Source organism: Actinomycetota bacterium (assembly GCA_040905475.1).
In the GTDB taxonomy this organism is placed as follows: Bacteria; Actinomycetota; AC-67; order AC-67; family AC-67; genus DATFGK01.
Genome location: JBBDRM010000080.1, coordinates 14,886 through 32,435, shown reverse-complemented (window position 1 = coordinate 32,435; position 17,550 = coordinate 14,886). Strand labels below are relative to the sequence as shown.

Here is a 17,550-nt window from a genome sequence, read left to right as displayed (position 1 = left end):
CGCAGGAGCCGGTGTCGCTCGAGACGCCGATCGGCGAGGAAGAGGACTCGCACCTCGGAGACTTCATCGAGGACGCCGACGCGATCGTTCCCGTCGACGCGGCCTCGTTCATCCTGCTGCAGGAACAGCTCGAGTCCGTTCTGCACTCGTTGTCGAACCGAGAGAAGAAAGTCATCGAGCTGCGGTTCGGGCTGATCGACGGCCACCAGCGAACGCTCGAGGAGGTCGGGCAGGAGTTCGGCGTGACCCGCGAGCGGATCCGACAGATCGAATCGAAGACGCTGTCGAAGCTGCGTCACCCGAGCCGGTCGCAGAAGCTGAGAGACTACCTGGAATGAACGGGCGGATCGTTCGCCTGGCGGCCGCCTTCGGGGCGGCCGTGCTGGTGTTCGGGGCGTGTACGGACGACGGCGGGACGCAGACGCCGCCCGCATGGGGGCGGATCGCGGACGCGCCCACCGAGCGCCAGGAGGTAGCAGCGGCGGTGGTCGGCGAGAAGATCTACGTGATCGGAGGGCTCGTATCGAATGGAGCAACCGCAGCCGTCGAGATCTACGATCCGGCCTCGGACTCGTGGACGACCGGTCCGCCGCTTCCACTGGCCGTCCACCACGCGATGGCCGCGGAGCAAGGTGGCAGGCTGTTCGTGATGGGCGGATTCGCCATATCGCGGGGCGGGTCCGCCATCCGGGACGTGTTCATCCTGGAGGATGGACGGTGGCGTGAAGGGCCGCCGCTCCGCCGGCCTCGAGGAGCGGGAGCCGCGGCAAGTGTCGGGGGACGCATCGTCGTGGTGGGTGGTATCGACGGCGATCGGCACGTGGGACCCGTCGAGATACTTGACGAAGGCGCCTGGCACGACGGCACGCCCATTCCGACCCTCCGGGATCACTTGGGGGCGGCGACGCAAGGCTCGCTGCTCTTCGCGGTGGGCGGACGTCGAGGCGGTGCGCACTTCGGCACGTCCGAGGTGTACGACCCGGCGGCCGACCGCTGGTCGAAACACCCGGACATGCCGACGGCGCGGAGCGGCAACGGTGCTGCTTTCGCTGCGGGTCGTGTGATCTCGGCAGGCGGTGAAGGACCGAGGATCTTCCCCGAGGTGGAGGCCTACGACCCGGCAGCCCGAAGGTGGACCCGGCTACCAGACCTCGCGGTGCCGGTCCACGGCGTGGGGCTCGCGACGGTGGGCGCCGACGTGTACGCGTTCGTTGGTGGCGACAAGGTCGGGCTCGCGCCGACGCGTGTGTGCCAAGTGCTCGCGATCGGATGAACGGCTAAGCCGTTCCCCGAAAGTGCTCCGGAGCGATGTCAGACAAGTTGACGTCGTCTTGTCAGACACACTTGAAGAGCATCCTTGGCCCTCGCCGGCGGCGGCGGCGCGCTTACGCCGGGAACGCCGCCGGCATGACGACGTCCTCGCCGTTGCGGTGACGGAGCTCGCCGACCTTGTGCGCTGCGGCAGTGACGGCATCCGGGAGCTTCTGCCCGATCTCCGCCCGGAGCTTCTCCGCCTGCTGCGATTCCCAGATCTTTCGGGTCATCTGCTCGATCTGCTCGTAGCGCTGATGCCCGGCCTTCGCACCCAGGACGTATCCCGCTGCGAAGCCCACTGCTAGTCCCAGCCTGAGTCGCATCTCGATCACCTCCGTACGCTTCCTTCCCCGCGTGACGGACGCTCAATCGGCGACGTGCCCTACCCTGGGGCGATGTCCGATTCGCTCCAGCGCGTCTCCGCCGAGGTCGTCGGATGCCTTCGCTGTCCGCGGCTCGTGGCCTGGCGTGAGCAGGCCGCCCGCGAGGCACCGGCCCGGTATCGCGGTGAGCGCTACTGGGCGCGTCCGGTGCCCGGTTTCGGCGATCCCGACGCGCGGCTGCTCATCGTTGGGCTCGCGCCGGCGGCGCACGGGGGAAACCGCACCGGCCGCGCCTTCACCGGCGACCGCTCCGGCGAGTGGCTGTACCGCGCGCTCCACCGAGCCGGGTTCGCCAACCAGCCGGCGAGCACCTCCGCGGACGACGGGCTCCGCCTGCGCGGCGCGTACATCGCTGCGGTGGTGCGCTGCGCGCCGCCCGGCAATAAGCCGATCCCCCAAGAGCGGGACAACTGCCTCGAGTACCTTGTGCGCGAGATCCGCCTCCTCGATCAGGTCCGCGTCGTCGTCGCGCTCGGCTCGTTCGCGTGGGACGGCTTCCTGCGCGCGGCGGGCTCGCTCGAGCACAAGCTCAGGCCGAAGCCGCGCTTCGGTCACGGCGTCCGCGCAGAGGTCGGGCCCTGGATGCTTGTCGGCTCGTATCACCCGAGCCAGCAGAACACGTTCACGGGGAAGCTGACGGAGCCGATGCTCGACGCGATCTTCTCGGATGCCCGGCGGCTCAGCCGCTCGTCCACGTCGCGGTGAGCTGGTAGCAGGCGTCGGGCCCGCAGACCGCGTCGGAGAAGTCCTCGAATCCCGAGCCCGGATCGGGATTGGCTACCGGGTGATACGAGTTCGTTCCCGCGACGAGCGGGACCCCGGCGCCGAGATGCTCGATGCGTCCGGGGCGATCGTTGAACCCGAGCTCGAGGAACTCGAGCGGCTGCGCGACGGCGCCGTACGCCTCTCTGCGGCAGTCCATGAGCGGCTCGTCGCACTCGTGCCCGCTGACGTAGAGCTTCGGTGTGACGCCCGGCGGGAGCCACAGATCGAACGTGATACCCAGCGGGATCGTCTGATCGTCGGTGACCTCGTAGAGGGGGAGCCGGATCCAGCTGCCGCCGGCGCTCGCGTAGAGGACCCAGTCCCCGGGCTCGGGCGTCTGCTCGCCGGCCGCGCCGGCCGGGTTCAGGTTCGGCTCGCTGGCGCCGTCGAGAGAGCGTTCGATGTGGATGCTGTCCAACGAGATGCGGTGACGAACGGCGGCGACGTCCTTCGTCCAACCCGCCTCGACGGTGATCCCGAAGCGCTGCGGCGCGGGAGCGTGCGGCAGCTCGAACGACACCGTCACCGCACCGGTCGCCGGGTCGGGGACGGCGGTCACCGGGACGGTTCGCAGGGCGGAGTCCGTCTCGTCGTGCACGATCACCGGGTTCACTACCAGACGCGAAGCGGGGGACGGTTTCGGCGTTGGTGGGATGGTGAAGGAGTAGGGGCCGCCGACGTCGCGCACCGGCGAGCAAAGCGCTCGAGCGAGGACCCAGTTGGTGATCCCTTTCAGCGCGCACTCCACGATCGAATGTGAGGCGCCGCCGTAGCCGTTGATCCATACGTCGAGTCGCGAGAGACGAGTCGCGTTCCGCTGGCCGGCAAGGAACCCGGCGGCGTTCGCATGGAACGTCGACACCTCGTACAGCGGATGCAGCTCGGTCGTCTCGCCGCGGATCGCTCCGGGCGCGATCAAGTCTTGCAGCGTCTCGACCGGGTCGAGCACGAGCAGTTGCGACAGACCCGTCGGGTCGGCGGCGGAGTTGCCCCAGTGGCCACAGTCCCAGGTCCAGTCGCCGCTCGCGCGAACCCGGTCGCCGTTCGAAGGCCACGCCCACAGTGGGATGTCGCCGACCTCCCACTCGCCTTCGATGACGCCGGCCTCGGCGCCCGGCCAGAGATTCCCCGAGCCGAGCACGTCCTCGTAGGCCGGGTCCGGGTCGATCATGAGATTGAAGTCGTGGAAGTCGTGCGACAGGTAGATGTCCTCGCCGGCAGGGCGAACCGTGCCCGCCGTCCCTTCGATCGTTCGCCGGCCCGCGGTGTTGTCCCCGGCGAGCCGGGCGGTGCGGACGTCGTTCGAGTGGACGTACACCCACTCGGGGGTTGATCCGGCGAGGATCAGCGACTGACTTCGCTGGCATCCGTCGAGGAGTGGCTGCGTGTGGCTGTCCGGCATGCCGGCGGCCATGGCGGCGGCGGTGACCGCGAAGATCGCGACGAAGACCACCTGCGCCGGGGTGCGACGGGACATCGACCTCATCCTGTCTGATTCGGGGCCGGGCGTGCCGGGGCCTGCCGGGCGACGATTCATATAGGCTCACGAACGTGTATGTGTGCCTCTGCCGAGGGGTGACCGACCGCAAGATCCGCGCGGCGATCGCCGGCGGCGCGACAGACCTCGTTGCCGTAGGCGAGCGAACCCAAGCCGGGATCGAGTGCGGAACGTGTCATCCGGGGATCAACGAACTGCTCCGTGAGGCCCGGGATCCGGATCGTCCGGCACAGATGGCCGCCGGCCGTCCCAAGGGGCCCAAGGGCTCGGACGAAGGGAGACGTTGATGCAAGGGGACCCGCGGGTCGTCGAAGCGCTGAACGACCTTCTCACGCTCGAGCTCACCGTGGTCAATCAATACTTCGTCCACGCCAAGATGTGCGAGAACTGGGGCTACAAGCGGCTGGCCGACAAGTTCCGCAAGGATGCGATGGACGAGATGAAGGACGTCGAAGAGATCATCGAGCGCGTCTTGTTCTTCGACGGCGTTCCAAACGTGCAACGGCTCGACGCCGTGGCTCTGGGTGAGACGGTCGAAGAACAGCTGCGGCTCGCGCTCGACGCGGAGCGGAACGCCGTGCAGCTCCTGACGAACGCGATCAAGGCGGCGGACGCCGCCGGCGACGAACCCACTCGTGAGTTCCTCGCGCCGCACCTGCCCGAGGAGGAGGCGCACATCGACTGGATCGAAACGCAGCTCTCCCTCATCGCCCAGGTCGGCGAGCAGAACTACCTGGCTGCTCAGATACGGGAGTAACGATGGAATACCGTCCGCTCGGCCGCACCGGCGTCAAGGTCAGCGTCCAATGCCTCGGCGCGATGATGTTCGGCCCCTGGGGGAATCCCGACCACGACGACTGCCTCCGCATGATCGACCGCGCGCTCGAGGGCGGCATCAACTTCATCGACACCGCCGACGCCTACTCGGCTGGAGAGTCGGAAGAGATCGTCGGCAAAGCCATCAAGAGCCGTCGCGACGAGGTCGTCCTGGCGACGAAGGTCCACTTCCCGATGGGAACCCGTCCGAACGAGGGCGGCAACTCGCGGCTGTGGATCATGCGCGAGGTCGAGAACAGCCTGCGCCGCTTGGATACCGACCGCATCGACCTCTACCAGATCCACCGGCCCGATCCCGCCACGGACATCACCGAGACGCTCGGAGCGCTCACCGACCTCATCCGGCAGGGGAAGGTGCGCTACATCGGCTCCTCGACGTTCGCCGGCTGGCAGATCGTCGAGTCGCAGTGGGTCTCGGATCGCCGGAACCTGGAGCGGTTCGCCTGCGAGCAGCCGCCGTACTCGATCTTCGCCCGCCACGCCGAGGAACAGGTGTTCCCGGTCACGCAGCGGCACGGCATGGGCGCGATCGTGTGGAGCCCGCTGGCCGGTGGCTGGCTCACCGGCAAGTACCGCCGCGGGGAGGAGCCGCCCGAGGACTCGCGCGTGAAGCGCATCCGGAACTTCAACCCGCGCGTCGCCGATCGCTTCGACTTCGACCGTCCGGGGAATCTCCGCAAGCTCGAGCTGGTCGAGGAGCTCGCGGTCGTGGCCGAGAAGGCCGGCGCCTCGCTGGCGCATATGGCGATCGCGTTCGCCGTCGCCCATCCGGCGGTGACGAGCGCCATCATCGGGCCGCGGACGATGGAGCAACTCGAGGATTCGCTCGCCGGCGCGGATCTTCGGCTGGATGACGAAACCCTCGACGCGATCGATCAGATCGTTCCGCCTGGGACCGTTCTCGAAGGATCCGACCGCGGGTGGGACCCTCCCTGGATGGCTCCCGAGGCGCGCAGGCGTTAACGCTCCGCGTTCTTCGATCCGCTCCTTGTGCTCGGACTAGTCCGTCGCGACTACGAAAACCATCCTTCGTCGTCATTGTCCGCTTGAGCCCGTGAAGGCACTCTTGTGCCTCAACGGACGGATCGACTGGGGAGGGGGCGGAACGGTGAGCGCGAAAGTGGCGAACCTCCGTTCCGCCCCCCGATCCCGAAGCGGCCGCGCCGCGGCGACCCGCCGGTTGGCGTGGGCTCAGCAGCAACTCAAGGGCGTGCTCAGCGGCTCGAGGCGGCGAGGATCGCGGTGACCTCGATCTCGACGAGGATCGCCGGGTCGAGGAAACCGCTCACGGAGCACGTCGTGTTCGCCGGTCTGATCTCGGAGAAGACCTCGCCGTGCGCGCGGCCCGCCTCTTCCCACCGCGAGGCATCGGCCAGCAGGATCCGGGTGCGAACGACGTCGGCGTACGAGCCGCCCAGCGCGTCCAGCGCGTCGCCGATGATGCGGAGCGCTTCTCGGGTCTGTCCGTAGACGTCGCCGGGCGCGAGGATCGCCCCATCCGGTCCGGCTGCCGCGGTGCCGCTGACTTCGATGTGGTTGCCGATGCGGACCGCTCGGGAGTAGCCGACGATCGCTTCCCACGGCCGGTTCGCTCCGACGTTTCGCCGCTCCATCACGCCCTCCCTCCCGTTGCCGTCGTCGCCCACCCTTAGCATGCCTTCGATGTCTCGTGCGAAGGCTTTCGCGTTCGCGGTACTGCTGACGGCGACCGGCTGCGCCGGGAGCCGCTTGGTGCCGGAGATCGTCGACGCGCCCGGGATGCGCACCCTGCCAGCCGTCGGCGAGCGGAACGTCGACGGCGACACCGCCTGGTTCACGCTCACCGACGGCTCGCGGGAGAAGGTGCGGTTCATCGGCGTGGACACGCCCGAGAGCACCACCCAGCACGAGCCGTTCGGCAAGGAAGCGGCCGGGTACACCGCATCGATCCTGACCGTCGGCCGGGGCGTGGATCTCGAGATCGACCTGGACGAGCGGGACCGTTACGGGCGGCTGCTCGCCTACGTGTGGATCTCACCGCCGGCGACCGGCGACGCGGCCGAGGCTCGCGCGAAGATGCTCAACGCGATGCTGGTCGAGCAGGGCTACGCGATGGTCCTCACGATCCCGCCGAATATCGCCTACGTCGACCTGTTCGTGGCGCTCCAGCTCGAAGCGCGGAACGCGGCGCGCGGACTCTGGGCGGTCGGGTCCTAGACGATCACGAGGCCGCCGTTGGGCGACACCCACTGCCCGGTCACGAACGAAGAGTCGTCGCTCGCGAGGAACAGCGCCACCGACGCAACCTCTTCGGCGGTCCCGATACGGCCGAGCGGCGTCTGGCCGATGGCCATCTGCTGGACGAACGGCGAAAGCAGCTGTGTCATCGGCGTGTCGATCCATCCCGGACAGATCGCGTTCACGCGGATGCCGCGCGACCCGAGCTCTTGCGCCAGCGACTTCGTCAACGCGAGGATCCCGCCCTTCGCCGCGGCGTAATGCGGGACGGCCGAGCTTCCGACGAGCCCGAGGATGCTCGACATGTTCACGATGGTGGACCCTTCGCCCATGAGCTTCACGGCTTCGCGCGTGCAGTGGAACGTGCCGAACAGGTGGACGCGGAGCATCCGATCCCAGTCGTCGTCGCTCATGTTCTCGATGACCTCGAGCTGGGTCTGGATCGGCTTGCCGCTCATGATCTCGGAGACGCGCGCCTCGAACCGCGCGTTGAGCTCTTCGCGGTCCTGGCCGGCCGTCTCTGCGATGCCGGCGTTGTTCACCAGGATGTCGAGGCCGCCGAGGTTGGTGCGGATCACCTCGAACATCGCGCGAACGGCGTCGGGATCCGAGACGTCGGCCCGGACGACCAAACCGTCGATCTCGTCGGCCGTCGCGTGCGCCGATTTCGCGTCGACGTCGTTGACCGCGACCCGGGCGCCCTCTTCGGCGAACCGTTTCGCGATGGCGCGTCCGATCCCCGAGCCGGAGCCGGTGACGAGTGCCCGTCGGTCTTTGAGCTTCATCGACATCTCCTCCCGGAGCTGCGCGTGCGATGTGTCGCCCGTACTAGAGTCGAGCTTCCCGGTTCGAGGCAATTTTGACTAAGGGAGCCCCCGTGGAGCTAGCCGAAGCGATGATGACACAGCGCGCCGTTCGCCGGGTGAAAACGGACCCGGTGGATGACGACGTGCTGAAGAAGATCTTGGGACTCGCGATCAAGGCGCCGAGCGGGAGTAACCAGCAGGGCTGGGAGTGGATCGTCGTTCGCGACCCGAAGGTGAAGCGCGCGCTTGGCAAGCAGTACCGCGCGGCCTGGCGCCCGTACAGCTCGCTCGGCCGGCGCGTGAAGCGCGACGACGCCAAGACGATCCGCATCATCGACGCGGTCCAGTGGCAGGTCGATCATTTCGCGGAGATCCCCGTGGTCGTCGTCGCTTGCCTCCGTGGAGCGCTCATCCCGAAGGCGCCGTGGATCTACCGGTCGTCGCGGTACGGTTCCATATACCCGGCGGTGCAGAACCTCCTGCTCGCCGCCCGCGCCGAGGGGATCGGAGCCGCGCTGACGACGCTGCCGCTGTGGAACCGCATCGCGGCTCGGCGGATCCTCGGACTGCCGCTCAGCGTCGAGCCGATCGCGGTGATCCCGCTCGGCTGGCCGCTCGGTCGGTACGGTCCGACCACGCGTCGCCCGGTCGAGGAGGTCACAAGCGTCGACCGCTACGGGAATCGGGCCTGGCTCAGCGGCTGACGGCTGGATCGTCTCCATCGCGGGAGTTGACGGACGCTTGTCGTGTAGTAGTCTTACTTGTAAGACTCTTACCGAGGAAGAAGAAGTGAGGAGAACGATCATGCGCGTGACGTCCAAGGGCCAGGTGACGATCCCACTCGAGATCCGGGAGAAGTTCGGCTTGCTGCCGGACACCGAGATCGAGTTCATCGTCGAAGGCAGGACGGTCCGGATCGCCCGTCGCGACGGTGAACCCGGCCGGGGCCGCGGAGCGAAGATCGTAGGGCGGCTCCGAGGAACGGGATCCGTTCGCATGCGAACCGATGAGATCCTGGCGCTGACCCGAAAACCGTGACCGTTCTGGTCGACAGCAACGTCCTTCTCGACGTCGCAACGGAGGACGCGAGATGGGGCGAGTGGTCGTCGAGCGCCCTTGCGAACGTGGCGGACACGGAGCCTCTGGCCATCAACCCCCTCATCTATGCCGAGGTTTCGATCCGCTACGAGACGATCGAAGAGCTGGAAGAGGTCCTCCCTGCGGAGGCGTTCCGCCGCGAGGCCCTGCCCTACGAGGCCGGCTTTCTCGCCGGAAAGGCATTCCTGGCCTACCGCCGGCGCGGCGGGCGTCGGTCCAGTCCGCTTCCCGACTTCTACATCGGCGCCCACGCGGCCGTCGCCGGATACCGCCTCCTGACCCGGGACGCCTCACGCTACCGAACCTACTACCCGAGCCTGGACCTGATCGACCCGTCCTGAGCGGCGCTGATCCCTCGACCGGATCGTTAGGCCGAATCACGCCGATGTAATCGTCTCACCCCCCTCGTATCCTTCCGGGCGTGGAGAAGAGGTTTACTAGGGCGATGAGCGACGTGCTCGAGCGCGACGACGGACGGCTTCTGCTGTCCGGCCCGCCGGGCACGGGCAAGACGCGCGCTCTGGTCGAGCGCTTCGCTCGGCTGATCGAGGGCGGTGCCGATCCCGAGCGCGTCCTGCTCCTGGTGCTCAATCGCCGGGCCGCGCGGGAGGCGCGTGAGCATCTGCTCCGGCGCTTGCGCCGCTCGCTGCCGACGCTGCACGTCCACACCGCCCACTCGTTCGCCTACAGCGTCCTCGGGCGCCGTTTCGCGGAGCTCGGCTACCCCGAGCCGCCGCAGGTGCTCTCCGCCGCCGAGCAATACGCGACGGTCCGAGAGCTGCTCCTGCACGAGCGCCTCGAGGACTGGCCGACCTTCGAGCATCTGCTCACCGTGCGCGGCTTCGCACGCGAGGTCGCCGACTTCGTACTTCGCGCTCAGGAGCGACTGCACGACCCGGCCTCGCTTGGGGAGGAGCTCGGCCGAGCCGGACGCCGGGAGGTGCGGGAGGTCGTCGGGTTCTTCACGCGGTATCTCGACGTGATGACCGCGTCGAACCGCGTGGACTTCGCGGGGCTGCTGCACCAGTCGGTCGCCCTGCTGCAACGCGGGCTCGGTGAGGAGGAGGCGGTCGACCACCTCCTCGTCGACGACTACCAGGACGTCACGCCGGCCGCCGAGGCCATCATCCATGCGCTGGCGCAAGGCGCTCGCTCCACCGTGATCGCGGCCGACGGCGGCGGTCACGTGTTCGCGTATCGGGGCGGCTCGCTCGAGCCGCTACGCCGCATCGACGAGCTGCTCGCGCCGAAGCTCGTCGCCCTCGATCCGTCGAACGGCCGGCTGCACGCCGCGGGGCTCGCCGTTCTCGACGATCCCGACGCCGCCGCCGCGCCGGCCACGGTCGCCGGGATCGAGGCGCGGTGTTACGTCCACCCCGGCGAAGAGGCCGACGCGATCGCGCACGAACTGCTCCGCGCACGGGTCGACGACGACGTCGCCTGGGAGCGCATGGCCGTCGTGGTGAGGCGCTACGGCGAGTATCTGACCGCGCTCCGGCATGCGCTGTCGCGGCACGGGGTCCCGCACGTCGTCCTCGGCGAAGCGTCGGCCGTCGCCGCCGAACCGGCCAACCGACCGGTCATCACGCTCCTCCGGTACGCGCTCCGGCCGGAACGGCGCGAGGATCTGCTCGAGCCGGTGCTGTCCTCGGCGGCCGGCGGCCTCGACCCGCACGGGCTCCGCCGCCTCCGAAGGGAGGCGCGCCGCCGCGAGACCTCCTTGAAAGGATTGGTTCACGGAGACCCCGACCTCGGCTCGCTGCCGGAAGACCTTCGCGTGGTAGTCGAGCGCTTCCGTGCACTCGTCGAAGGTGTCGAGGAACGCGCGACCCACCCGCCGGACGATGTCTTCTTCTGGCTCTGGTCCAACCTTCCGTACACGCACGCGCTCGTGGAGAGCGGCTCCCATCGCGATCTCGACGCGCTCGCCGCGCTCGGCGACATCATCTCCCGGTTCACCGAACGGCGCGGTGAGGGCGCGAGCATCGCCGACTACCTCGAGACGCTCGAGGCCGCGGAGTTCGGGCCGGATCCGTGGGTGTTGCCTGAGGAGCGGAACCCGCACGCGGTGCAGGTCGTGTCGGCGCACCGCGCGCACGGCCTGGAGTTCGATCTCGTCTGCGTCGCGGGATGTGTCGAAGGCGAGTTCCCGGCGCCGCGCCGGGCCGCCGCGCTGCTGGACCTCGATCAGATCCTGACGCCGCGTGCGCCGGGCGAGCGGTTGACCGACTCGCTGGCCGAGGAGCGGCGCCTCTTCCGCCTGGCGGTGAGCCGTTCGCGCGGACGCACGATCCTGTTCGCGAGCGAGTCGCCGAGCGGGACGAACCCTCGCACGCCGAGCCGGTACGCGAAGCGGCTGTCGCTCGAGTGGGATCGCGACGGGGACCCCACCCGGCATTCGTCGTCGCTCCGTTCGCTCGAGGCCGATCTGCGTCGAACCGTCGCGTCGGCCGAAGCGCCGCCGGCCGAGCGGCTCGCCGCGCTCGCGGCGGTGCCGCGGACCGGCGCCGATCCGCGGGTCTGGTGGGGGAGCCGCGACTGGACCGACCCCGGCGTCGCGCTCTACGGAGAGGCGATCCGCACCTCGTACTCGCGGCTGTCCAACATGGAGGACTGCGCGCTGAAGTACCTTTACGAGGTCGAGATGGGCCTCGATCCCGAGCAGTCCTACCAGATGTGGCTGGGCTCGGTGATCCACGAGATCATCGACAAGGTTCAGCGCAGCGAGGTTCCGCGCGAGAAGGAGCCGGTGCTCGCGCTTCTCGCGGAGATGTGGGACCCGGATCGGTTCCCGAACGCCGCCGTCGAGCACCGCCGTCGTCTCGACGCCGAGGAGATGCTCCGCCGCTGGATGACCGGCGAGCAGGCGACGGTCGAGCACTCAGAAGTGTCGTTCGAATATCCGCTCGGAGACGCGGTCATCCGCGGAAAGATCGACGCCATCTTCCGCAACCAGAACCGCAAGCTCCGGCTCGTCGATTACAAGACCGGCCGCTGGGCGCCCACCAAGGAAGAGACCGAAACGAACCTGCAACTCGGCGCCTACTTCCTGGCGATGCTGCGCGACCCCGAGCTGGCGAAGCTCGGCAGGACGGGCTTCCTGCAGCTTTCGTACCTCGGCGCGATGCGCGGCGACGACGGTTTCGCCCGCGTCGTGTTCACCCCGGGCGAGGGATACGAACAGTGGGCCGAACAGACCATCACCGAGCTCGTCGGACGGATCCGCGCCGAGTCGTTCGCGCCGAACCCGGCGGCCGATTGTCGGTGGTGCGACTTCAAGCCGATCTGCCCACTGTGGCCCGAGGGCCGCGAGGCGGTGCGATGACCCCCGCCGAGCCGGTCCGTCCGGACGAGCTTCCGTACGAGGGCGCGCCGTCCGAGATCCTCGCCGCGATGGGCAAGGACGGTCGCCCGCCGACCGTCCAGCAATGGAGCGCGATCTCGCACGACCTCACGCCGTGCGCGGTGGTCGCCGGTGCCGGCTCGGGCAAGACCGCGGTCATGGCCGCGCGTGTCGTCTATCTGACGCTGAACAAGATGGCGCGCCCGTCGGAGATCCTGTGCCTGACGTTCACGAATAAAGCCGCCGAGGAACTCGCCGATCGCGTACGCGAGGCGACCGCGCCGCTCGGGCTCCCCGAGGGCGAGGAAGCCACCGTGATGACCTACCACGCGTTCGCCGCGCGTCTGCTCGACGACTACGGGCTGCGGATGGGCGTCGAGGCCGGGCCGATGCTGCTGACCGCCGCGCACAAGTGGCAGCTCGCGTCGACCTTGTTCACCGACCGGACATTCGATCACCTCGAGGTGCGCACCGTCCCGTACACCGTGCGCCTGATGCTGCAGCTCGCCGACCACTGCGCGAACCACCTCGTCGACCCGCTGGAGCTCGCCGCCGCGAGCGAGGAGTGGGCCGGACGGCAAGAGATCAAGAAAGCCTGGGACCGCGACGCGCGCGAATGCGGGTTCCGGCGGGCCGAGCTGGCGCGACTCGTCGACGCGTACTCCAAGCGCAAAGCCGAGCTCGGCGTCATCGACTACGGCGATCAGATCGCGAAGGCCGTCGAGTTGATCCGCAACTACCCCGCCGTGGTCGCCGACTTCCGCGCCCGCTATCCGGTCGTGCTGCTCGACGAGTACCAGGACACCAACTTCGCGCAGGCGGTGTTGATCTCGGAGCTGTTCGGCGCCGGCTATCCGATGATGTGCGTCGGGGATCCCGACCAGAACATCTACGCCTGGCGCGGCGCTTCGCTCCGCAACATCCTGCGGTTCGCCGACGAGTTCACCGGCGACTCGCGGCCGCTGTACGTCAACTTCCGCTCCGGCTCGCGGATCCTCGAGGTCGCGAACCGCGTGATCTCCGAGGTTCCCGAGGAACGCCGCGCCAAGGACAAGCAGCTCCGGCCGCATCCCTCGCGCGGCGAGGGGCGCGTGCTCGCGTTCGTCGGGCTCGACGAGCGGCATGAGGGGCGGAAGATCGCCGGGATCATCAAAGAAGAGCGCGCCGCCGGCCGTTCGTACGGTGAGATCGCGGTGCTGTGCCGCAAGAAGCGGCTGTTCGGACCGATCGCCGAGGTGTTGCGGGAAGAAGGCATCCCGGTCGAGGTCGTCGACCTCGGCGGGCTGCTGCAGCTCCCGGAGGTCGTTGACGTTGTCTCCTGGCTGCGCCTGCTCGAGGATCCGGGCCGCAACATCGCGCTTGCCCGCGTGCTGCAGGGGCCTCAGTGGCGGATCGGCTACCGCGACCTGGTGGCGCTCGCGCGGTGGAGCGCCCGGCGCAACCGCCTGCTGAAGGAGGACCTCAAAGAGGCCGAGCACCCGGGCGACGTCGCGTTCGCGCTCGCCGAGGCGCTCGACAACCTCGACGACGAAGAGATGACCGGCCTGTCGGACGAAGCGCGCGTGCGCCTGCGCGAGTTCAACCTGTTCTTCGGATCGTTGCGGGACGCCGCCGCCGGGAGCCCGCTGGACGAGCTGGTCGCCGTCGTGATCGAGCGAACCGGCCTGATGCGCGAGCTCGAGGCGTCGTCGTCGCCGGTCGCGGTTGGGGCGCGGCGCAACCTCCTGAACTTCGTCGGCTCGGTCTCGTCGTTCGCGCCGGTCGAGGGCGACGCGACGCTCTCGACGCTGATGTCCTACCTGGACGCCGCCGCCGCAGCCGAAGAGGACTTCGAGCAGGTGCAGCTCTCCGACGCCGAGACCGTGAAGCTGCTGACGATCCACAAGGCGAAGGGCCTCGAATGGGACGTCGTGTTCGTGCCGGGCCTGGCGGAGGGCAGACGCTCCGCGATCTTCCCCGATGTGTCGCGCCAGCCCAACCCGGTCACCCGACCGGAGACGCTGCCGTTCGACTTCCGCGGCGATCGCGAGGTGCTGCCGCAGTACGACGGGAACATCAAGAAGTTCCGCGAGACGCTGAAGGAGCGCGGGCTCGAGGAGGAGCGGCGCCTCTGCTACGTCGCGCTGACGCGCGCGCGCGAGGTGCTCGTGTGCTCGGCGGCCTACTGGTACGAAGGCCCGCAGGACCCCTTCGTGCCGAGCGTGTTCTTCAACGAGATCGTCTCGCACGAAGCCTGCGAGGAGCTCGGCCCGCGACCGGAATGCCCCGAGCCCAACCCCCTGATCGAGTTCCGGGCAGAGCGCGCCAAGGTCTGGCCCCCGGAAGCGCGAGCCGACGACGCCGGCGGCCCGTTCCCGGAGGGGTGGCACGCGGCCGCGGTCGCGGCGATGGAGGAGCCGGCCGCGCCGGGCTGGTTGTCGGACGAAGAGCGGGCTCTGTTCGACTCGCACCTCGGATCGCACCTGGAGCGGATCGACCTGATCTCGAGCCGGGCCTCCACCGACCCGCGACCGTCCCCGCCGACAACGCTCTCGGTCTCGGCGCTATTGGAGTACGAGCGCTGCCCGAAGCTCTTTTATTGGGAGTACGTCCGGCCGCTGCCCCGCCGGCCGAGCGGAGCCGCGCGCATCGGCACCGAGATCCATCGCTGGATCGAGCAGCAGAGTCAGGGGCAGGCCGCCCTCTTCGATCCGGAGGATCTGCCGGACCTCGCACCCGAGGAGCGTGGGGAGGAGCCTGGGACGTTGGCGCGCCTCCGGGACGCGTGGAGCGCCAGCCGCTTCGCGGGCGTGACTCCGTGGGCGACCGAGCGGCCGTTCCTGCTCGCGGTGGACGGCTTCGTTATCGGCGGACGGATCGACGCGATCTTCGGGGAGCGCGACGGCGCGTGGGAGATCGTCGACTACAAGACCGGCCGCGTTCCGGCGGAAGGGGATCAGGTGGCCGGGCTACAGCTGGACGTGTACGCGCTCGCCGCGCACGAGGTGTGGGGCAAGAAGCCCGAGGATCTGACGCTGACCTACTATTACGTCTCGGAAGGGAAAGAAGTGTCGCGCGCCGCCGGGGACATGGACGCGATCCGGGCCCGCATACTCGCATCCTTCCGAGCGATCGCTGAAAGTGAGTACGAGCCTGAGCCGAGCGCCGCATGCCACTGGTGCGCGTTCCTGCCGTTCTGCGAGCCTGGCCGCGGGTTCGTCGCCGCCGAGGAGAGCTAGCTCTCGCGGGTGCCGGCCCTCAGCCGTTCGAGCGCTGCCTCCGCATAGTCCAGTGGTTCGTCGGGTATCTCTCCGCGCTTCGCTGCGGACAGGTACGTGCAGGAGAGAACCAACGCCATGTGCGAGAAGGCTTGCGGGAAGTTGCCGAGCGGCTCGCCGGTCGCCGGGTCGGCCTCCTCTGCCAGCAGTCCGACGTCGTTCGCCAGTCCGACGAGCTTGTCGAGGAGCTCCTCCGCTTCCTCGATCCGGCCGGCGTGCGTGAGGCAATCGACCAGCCAGAAGCTGCACAGGAGGAACGCCCCCTCGTCGCCGGTGAGGCCGTCGGGCGACAGGTACCGGTACACGAACCCGTCGCGCGAGATCGACCGCATCACTGCGTCGATCGTGCCGATCGAGAGCGGGTCGCTTGATGCGATCAGCCCGCTCGACGGGACGAGCAGCGTGGAGGCGTCGGGGACGGGATTGCCGACCGCCTGATGGAACCAGCCGTCGGGCGCGGCCTGCTCGAGGAGGTAGTCCTTGATCGCGTCGCGCTGCGCCTCCCATTCGTCCACCGCGCCCGGCAGGTTGAACGCCCGTGCGATCCGCACCGCACGATCCAGGGCTATCCAGCAGTTGAGCTTCGAGTGGACGAAGTGGCGCGGCGGGTCGCGGATCTCCCAGATGCCCTGATCGGGGTGTTGCCATCGCTCGCACGCGATGTCTGCGAGCCCGGCAAGGAACGTCCAGTTGCTCTCGGTCAGCTCCCCGCCGGCCTTCCCGTACAGATATGCGGCCTCGAGGATCTGCCCGTACGCGTCGAGCTGCAGCTGCTTCACGGCGCCGTTGCCGACCCGAACCGGCGCCGAGTCGCGGTGGCCGGCGAGATGCTCGAGCTCACGCTCGGGGAGCGAGCGCTCGCCGCCGACGCCGTACATGATCTGGAGGTCCTCGGGCCGGCCGGCGCCGGTGCGCTCGAGCCACGCCTTGAACTGGTCGGCCTCGCGCGTGAAGCCCAGCGCGAACAGGGACGTGAGTGTCAGCGTGGCGTCGCGTATCCAGGTGTAGCGGTAGTCCCAGTTCCGTCCGCCGCCGATCGACTCCGGCAGCGAGGTGGTCGGCGCGGCGACGATCGCGCCGCTCGGCGCGTAGGTCAGCGCCTTCAGCGCGAGCGCGCTGCGGTGCACGGCCGCCTCGTGGATGCCTTCGTAGGTGCATCCGGCCAGCCAGCTGCGCCAGAAGTCTTCGGTCGCGGCGAGCCGCCGCGCGCCCTCGACCCGGTAACGGAGCGCGTTGCCGTGCTGGCGCTTCGGCTGATACGAGACGCGCCATACCGCGTCGATCCAGGCTTCCTCGCCGGCGCGGAGCGGCCACGTCGCTTCGACGGCGTCCTTGGTGGCTTCGATGGGGTGCGTCGACTGGACGTAGAGCGCATCGGCGCCGCCGACGATCTCGACCGCGTGATCGCCGGCTTGGCGGAAGCGTGGGCAGCACGAGGCGTACTCGAAACGTGGGTCGATCCGCACTGCGACGTCGACCGAACCCGCGACGCAACGCGCTCGGCGCATGATCGCGTGGTGGGGGATCATCCCGACCGGGTGCTCGTCGTCGGTGCGCTCGACCGGCATGCAGTCCGTCAGCTCGAACACGCCGCCCTCGCACACGAAGGTCGTCACGAGCACGTTGGTGCCGTCGATGTAGGCGCGACGGACCTCGCGGACGCCCTCGGGCGTGATCGCGAACGATCCGCCTTGGGCGGCGTCGAGGATCTTCGAGAACGCGGCGGGGGAGTCAAACCGCGGGAAGCACGCCCAGTCGATCGATCCGTCGCGGCCGACCAGCGCGGCCGAGTGACAGTCACCGATGAGCGCGTAGTCCCCGATGCGATTCACGAGGCCAAGGATACGGCTCGCGTCCAGGGGTGTCAGACGCGTCTGACGCTCCTCCGGGGAGTGACTGTCATGTCTGTCATGTCTGTCCCTCCGGGAGCGAGGGCTCCACCCGGAACACCGGATGCCGAGCCGCCTCGGCTGAGCGTGACCCGACCGGCCGCGCGTGCGTTGTGGACCCATCCCACGATCCCGTAGGCGCC

At 68.9% G+C, this 17,550-nt stretch carries 17 protein-coding genes; 12 read left to right on the top strand and 5 right to left on the bottom strand.

What is annotated here, in order from left to right:
• Both WEB06_08495 and WEB06_08490 read left to right on the top strand, forming a co-directional pair.
• The coding region (locus tag WEB06_08495; protein ID MEX2555657.1) for a sigma-70 family RNA polymerase sigma factor at window positions 1-338 on the top strand (338 nt) is incomplete at its 5' end.
• Complete coding sequence (locus WEB06_08490) at window positions 335-1,273, top strand: kelch repeat-containing protein (protein MEX2555656.1); 939 nt, start codon at window positions 335-337, stop codon at window positions 1,271-1,273. The genes WEB06_08495 and WEB06_08490, both read left to right, overlap by 4 nt.
• Window positions 1,274-1,385: 112 nt before the next feature.
• On the opposite strand, the gene WEB06_08485 is transcribed toward WEB06_08490, so the two are convergent.
• Window positions 1,386-1,637: a hypothetical protein gene (locus tag WEB06_08485; GenBank protein ID MEX2555655.1), complete on the bottom strand. Its 252-nt coding sequence runs from the start codon at window positions 1,635-1,637 to the stop codon at window positions 1,386-1,388.
• Between the two features lie 72 nt (window positions 1,638-1,709).
• On the opposite strand from WEB06_08485, the gene WEB06_08480 reads away from it, so the two are divergent.
• The gene (locus tag WEB06_08480) at window positions 1,710-2,402 is read left to right on the top strand and encodes a uracil-DNA glycosylase (GenBank protein MEX2555654.1); all 693 of its coding nucleotides are present in this window, start codon (window positions 1,710-1,712) and stop codon (window positions 2,400-2,402) included.
• On the opposite strand, the gene WEB06_08475 is transcribed toward WEB06_08480, so the two are convergent.
• On the bottom strand, window positions 2,377-3,939 hold the full coding sequence (locus WEB06_08475; GenBank protein MEX2555653.1) for a hypothetical protein: 1,563 nt from the start codon (window positions 3,937-3,939) through the stop codon (window positions 2,377-2,379). The genes WEB06_08480 and WEB06_08475 overlap by 26 nt on opposite strands.
• Before the next feature lie 74 nt (window positions 3,940-4,013).
• On the opposite strand from WEB06_08475, the gene WEB06_08470 reads away from it, so the two are divergent.
• Genes WEB06_08470 through WEB06_08460 form a run of 3 tightly spaced genes read left to right on the top strand, consistent with a single transcriptional unit; the run spans window position 4,014 to window position 5,760 of the window.
• Window positions 4,014-4,247, top strand: coding sequence for a (2Fe-2S)-binding protein (locus tag WEB06_08470; GenBank protein MEX2555652.1), 234 nt, complete (start codon window positions 4,014-4,016; stop codon window positions 4,245-4,247).
• The gene (gene bfr / locus WEB06_08465; GenBank protein ID MEX2555651.1) at window positions 4,247-4,717 is read left to right on the top strand and encodes a bacterioferritin; all 471 of its coding nucleotides are present in this window, start codon (window positions 4,247-4,249) and stop codon (window positions 4,715-4,717) included. Before WEB06_08470 ends, bfr begins: the two co-directional genes overlap by 1 nt.
• A gap of 2 nt (window positions 4,718-4,719) precedes the next feature.
• Complete coding sequence (locus WEB06_08460; GenBank protein MEX2555650.1) at window positions 4,720-5,760, top strand: aldo/keto reductase; 1,041 nt, start codon at window positions 4,720-4,722, stop codon at window positions 5,758-5,760.
• A 251-nt stretch (window positions 5,761-6,011) separates the two neighbouring features.
• On the opposite strand, the gene WEB06_08455 is transcribed toward WEB06_08460, so the two are convergent.
• A complete protein-coding gene (locus WEB06_08455; protein ID MEX2555649.1) occupies window positions 6,012-6,410 on the bottom strand; it encodes a RidA family protein in 399 nt (132 codons plus the stop codon).
• 49 nt (window positions 6,411-6,459) lie between these two features.
• Here WEB06_08455 and WEB06_08450 point away from each other — a divergent pair, with 49 nt between their 5' ends.
• Window positions 6,460-6,993: a thermonuclease family protein gene (locus WEB06_08450; GenBank protein ID MEX2555648.1), complete on the top strand. Its 534-nt coding sequence runs from the start codon at window positions 6,460-6,462 to the stop codon at window positions 6,991-6,993.
• Here WEB06_08450 and WEB06_08445 read toward each other — a convergent pair.
• On the bottom strand, window positions 6,990-7,799 hold the full coding sequence (locus tag WEB06_08445) for an SDR family NAD(P)-dependent oxidoreductase (GenBank protein MEX2555647.1): 810 nt from the start codon (window positions 7,797-7,799) through the stop codon (window positions 6,990-6,992). The two genes, WEB06_08450 and WEB06_08445, sit on opposite strands and share 4 nt — an antisense overlap.
• 92 nt (window positions 7,800-7,891) lie before the next feature.
• Between WEB06_08445 and WEB06_08440 the strand changes: the two genes are divergently transcribed.
• The 5 genes from WEB06_08440 to WEB06_08420 all read left to right on the top strand — a co-directional run bounded on the left by WEB06_08440 (window position 7,892) and on the right by WEB06_08420 (window position 15,479).
• Window positions 7,892-8,524 carry a nitroreductase family protein gene (locus WEB06_08440; GenBank protein ID MEX2555646.1) on the top strand — a complete coding sequence of 211 codons (633 nt, stop codon included), beginning with the start codon at window positions 7,892-7,894 and terminating at the stop codon, window positions 8,522-8,524.
• An 85-nt stretch (window positions 8,525-8,609) separates the two neighbouring features.
• Window positions 8,610-8,858 (top strand): AbrB/MazE/SpoVT family DNA-binding domain-containing protein, encoded by a 249-nt coding sequence (locus WEB06_08435; protein ID MEX2555645.1) that lies wholly within the window; start codon window positions 8,610-8,612, stop codon window positions 8,856-8,858.
• Window positions 8,855-9,259, top strand: coding sequence for a PIN domain-containing protein (locus WEB06_08430; GenBank protein ID MEX2555644.1), 405 nt, complete (start codon window positions 8,855-8,857; stop codon window positions 9,257-9,259). The genes WEB06_08435 and WEB06_08430 overlap by 4 nt, the downstream gene beginning before the upstream one ends.
• A 104-nt stretch (window positions 9,260-9,363) precedes the next feature.
• Window positions 9,364-12,243: an ATP-dependent DNA helicase gene (locus tag WEB06_08425; protein ID MEX2555643.1), complete on the top strand. Its 2,880-nt coding sequence runs from the start codon at window positions 9,364-9,366 to the stop codon at window positions 12,241-12,243.
• Window positions 12,240-15,479, top strand: a complete 3,240-nt coding sequence (locus WEB06_08420) for an ATP-dependent DNA helicase (GenBank protein MEX2555642.1) — start codon at window positions 12,240-12,242, stop codon at window positions 15,477-15,479. Before WEB06_08425 ends, WEB06_08420 begins: the two co-directional genes overlap by 4 nt.
• Here WEB06_08420 and WEB06_08415 read toward each other — a convergent pair.
• A complete protein-coding gene (locus WEB06_08415; GenBank protein MEX2555641.1) occupies window positions 15,476-17,350 on the bottom strand; it encodes a glycoside hydrolase family 15 protein in 1,875 nt (624 codons plus the stop codon). The two genes, WEB06_08420 and WEB06_08415, sit on opposite strands and share 4 nt — an antisense overlap.
• Window positions 17,351-17,550 lie beyond the last annotated feature (200 nt).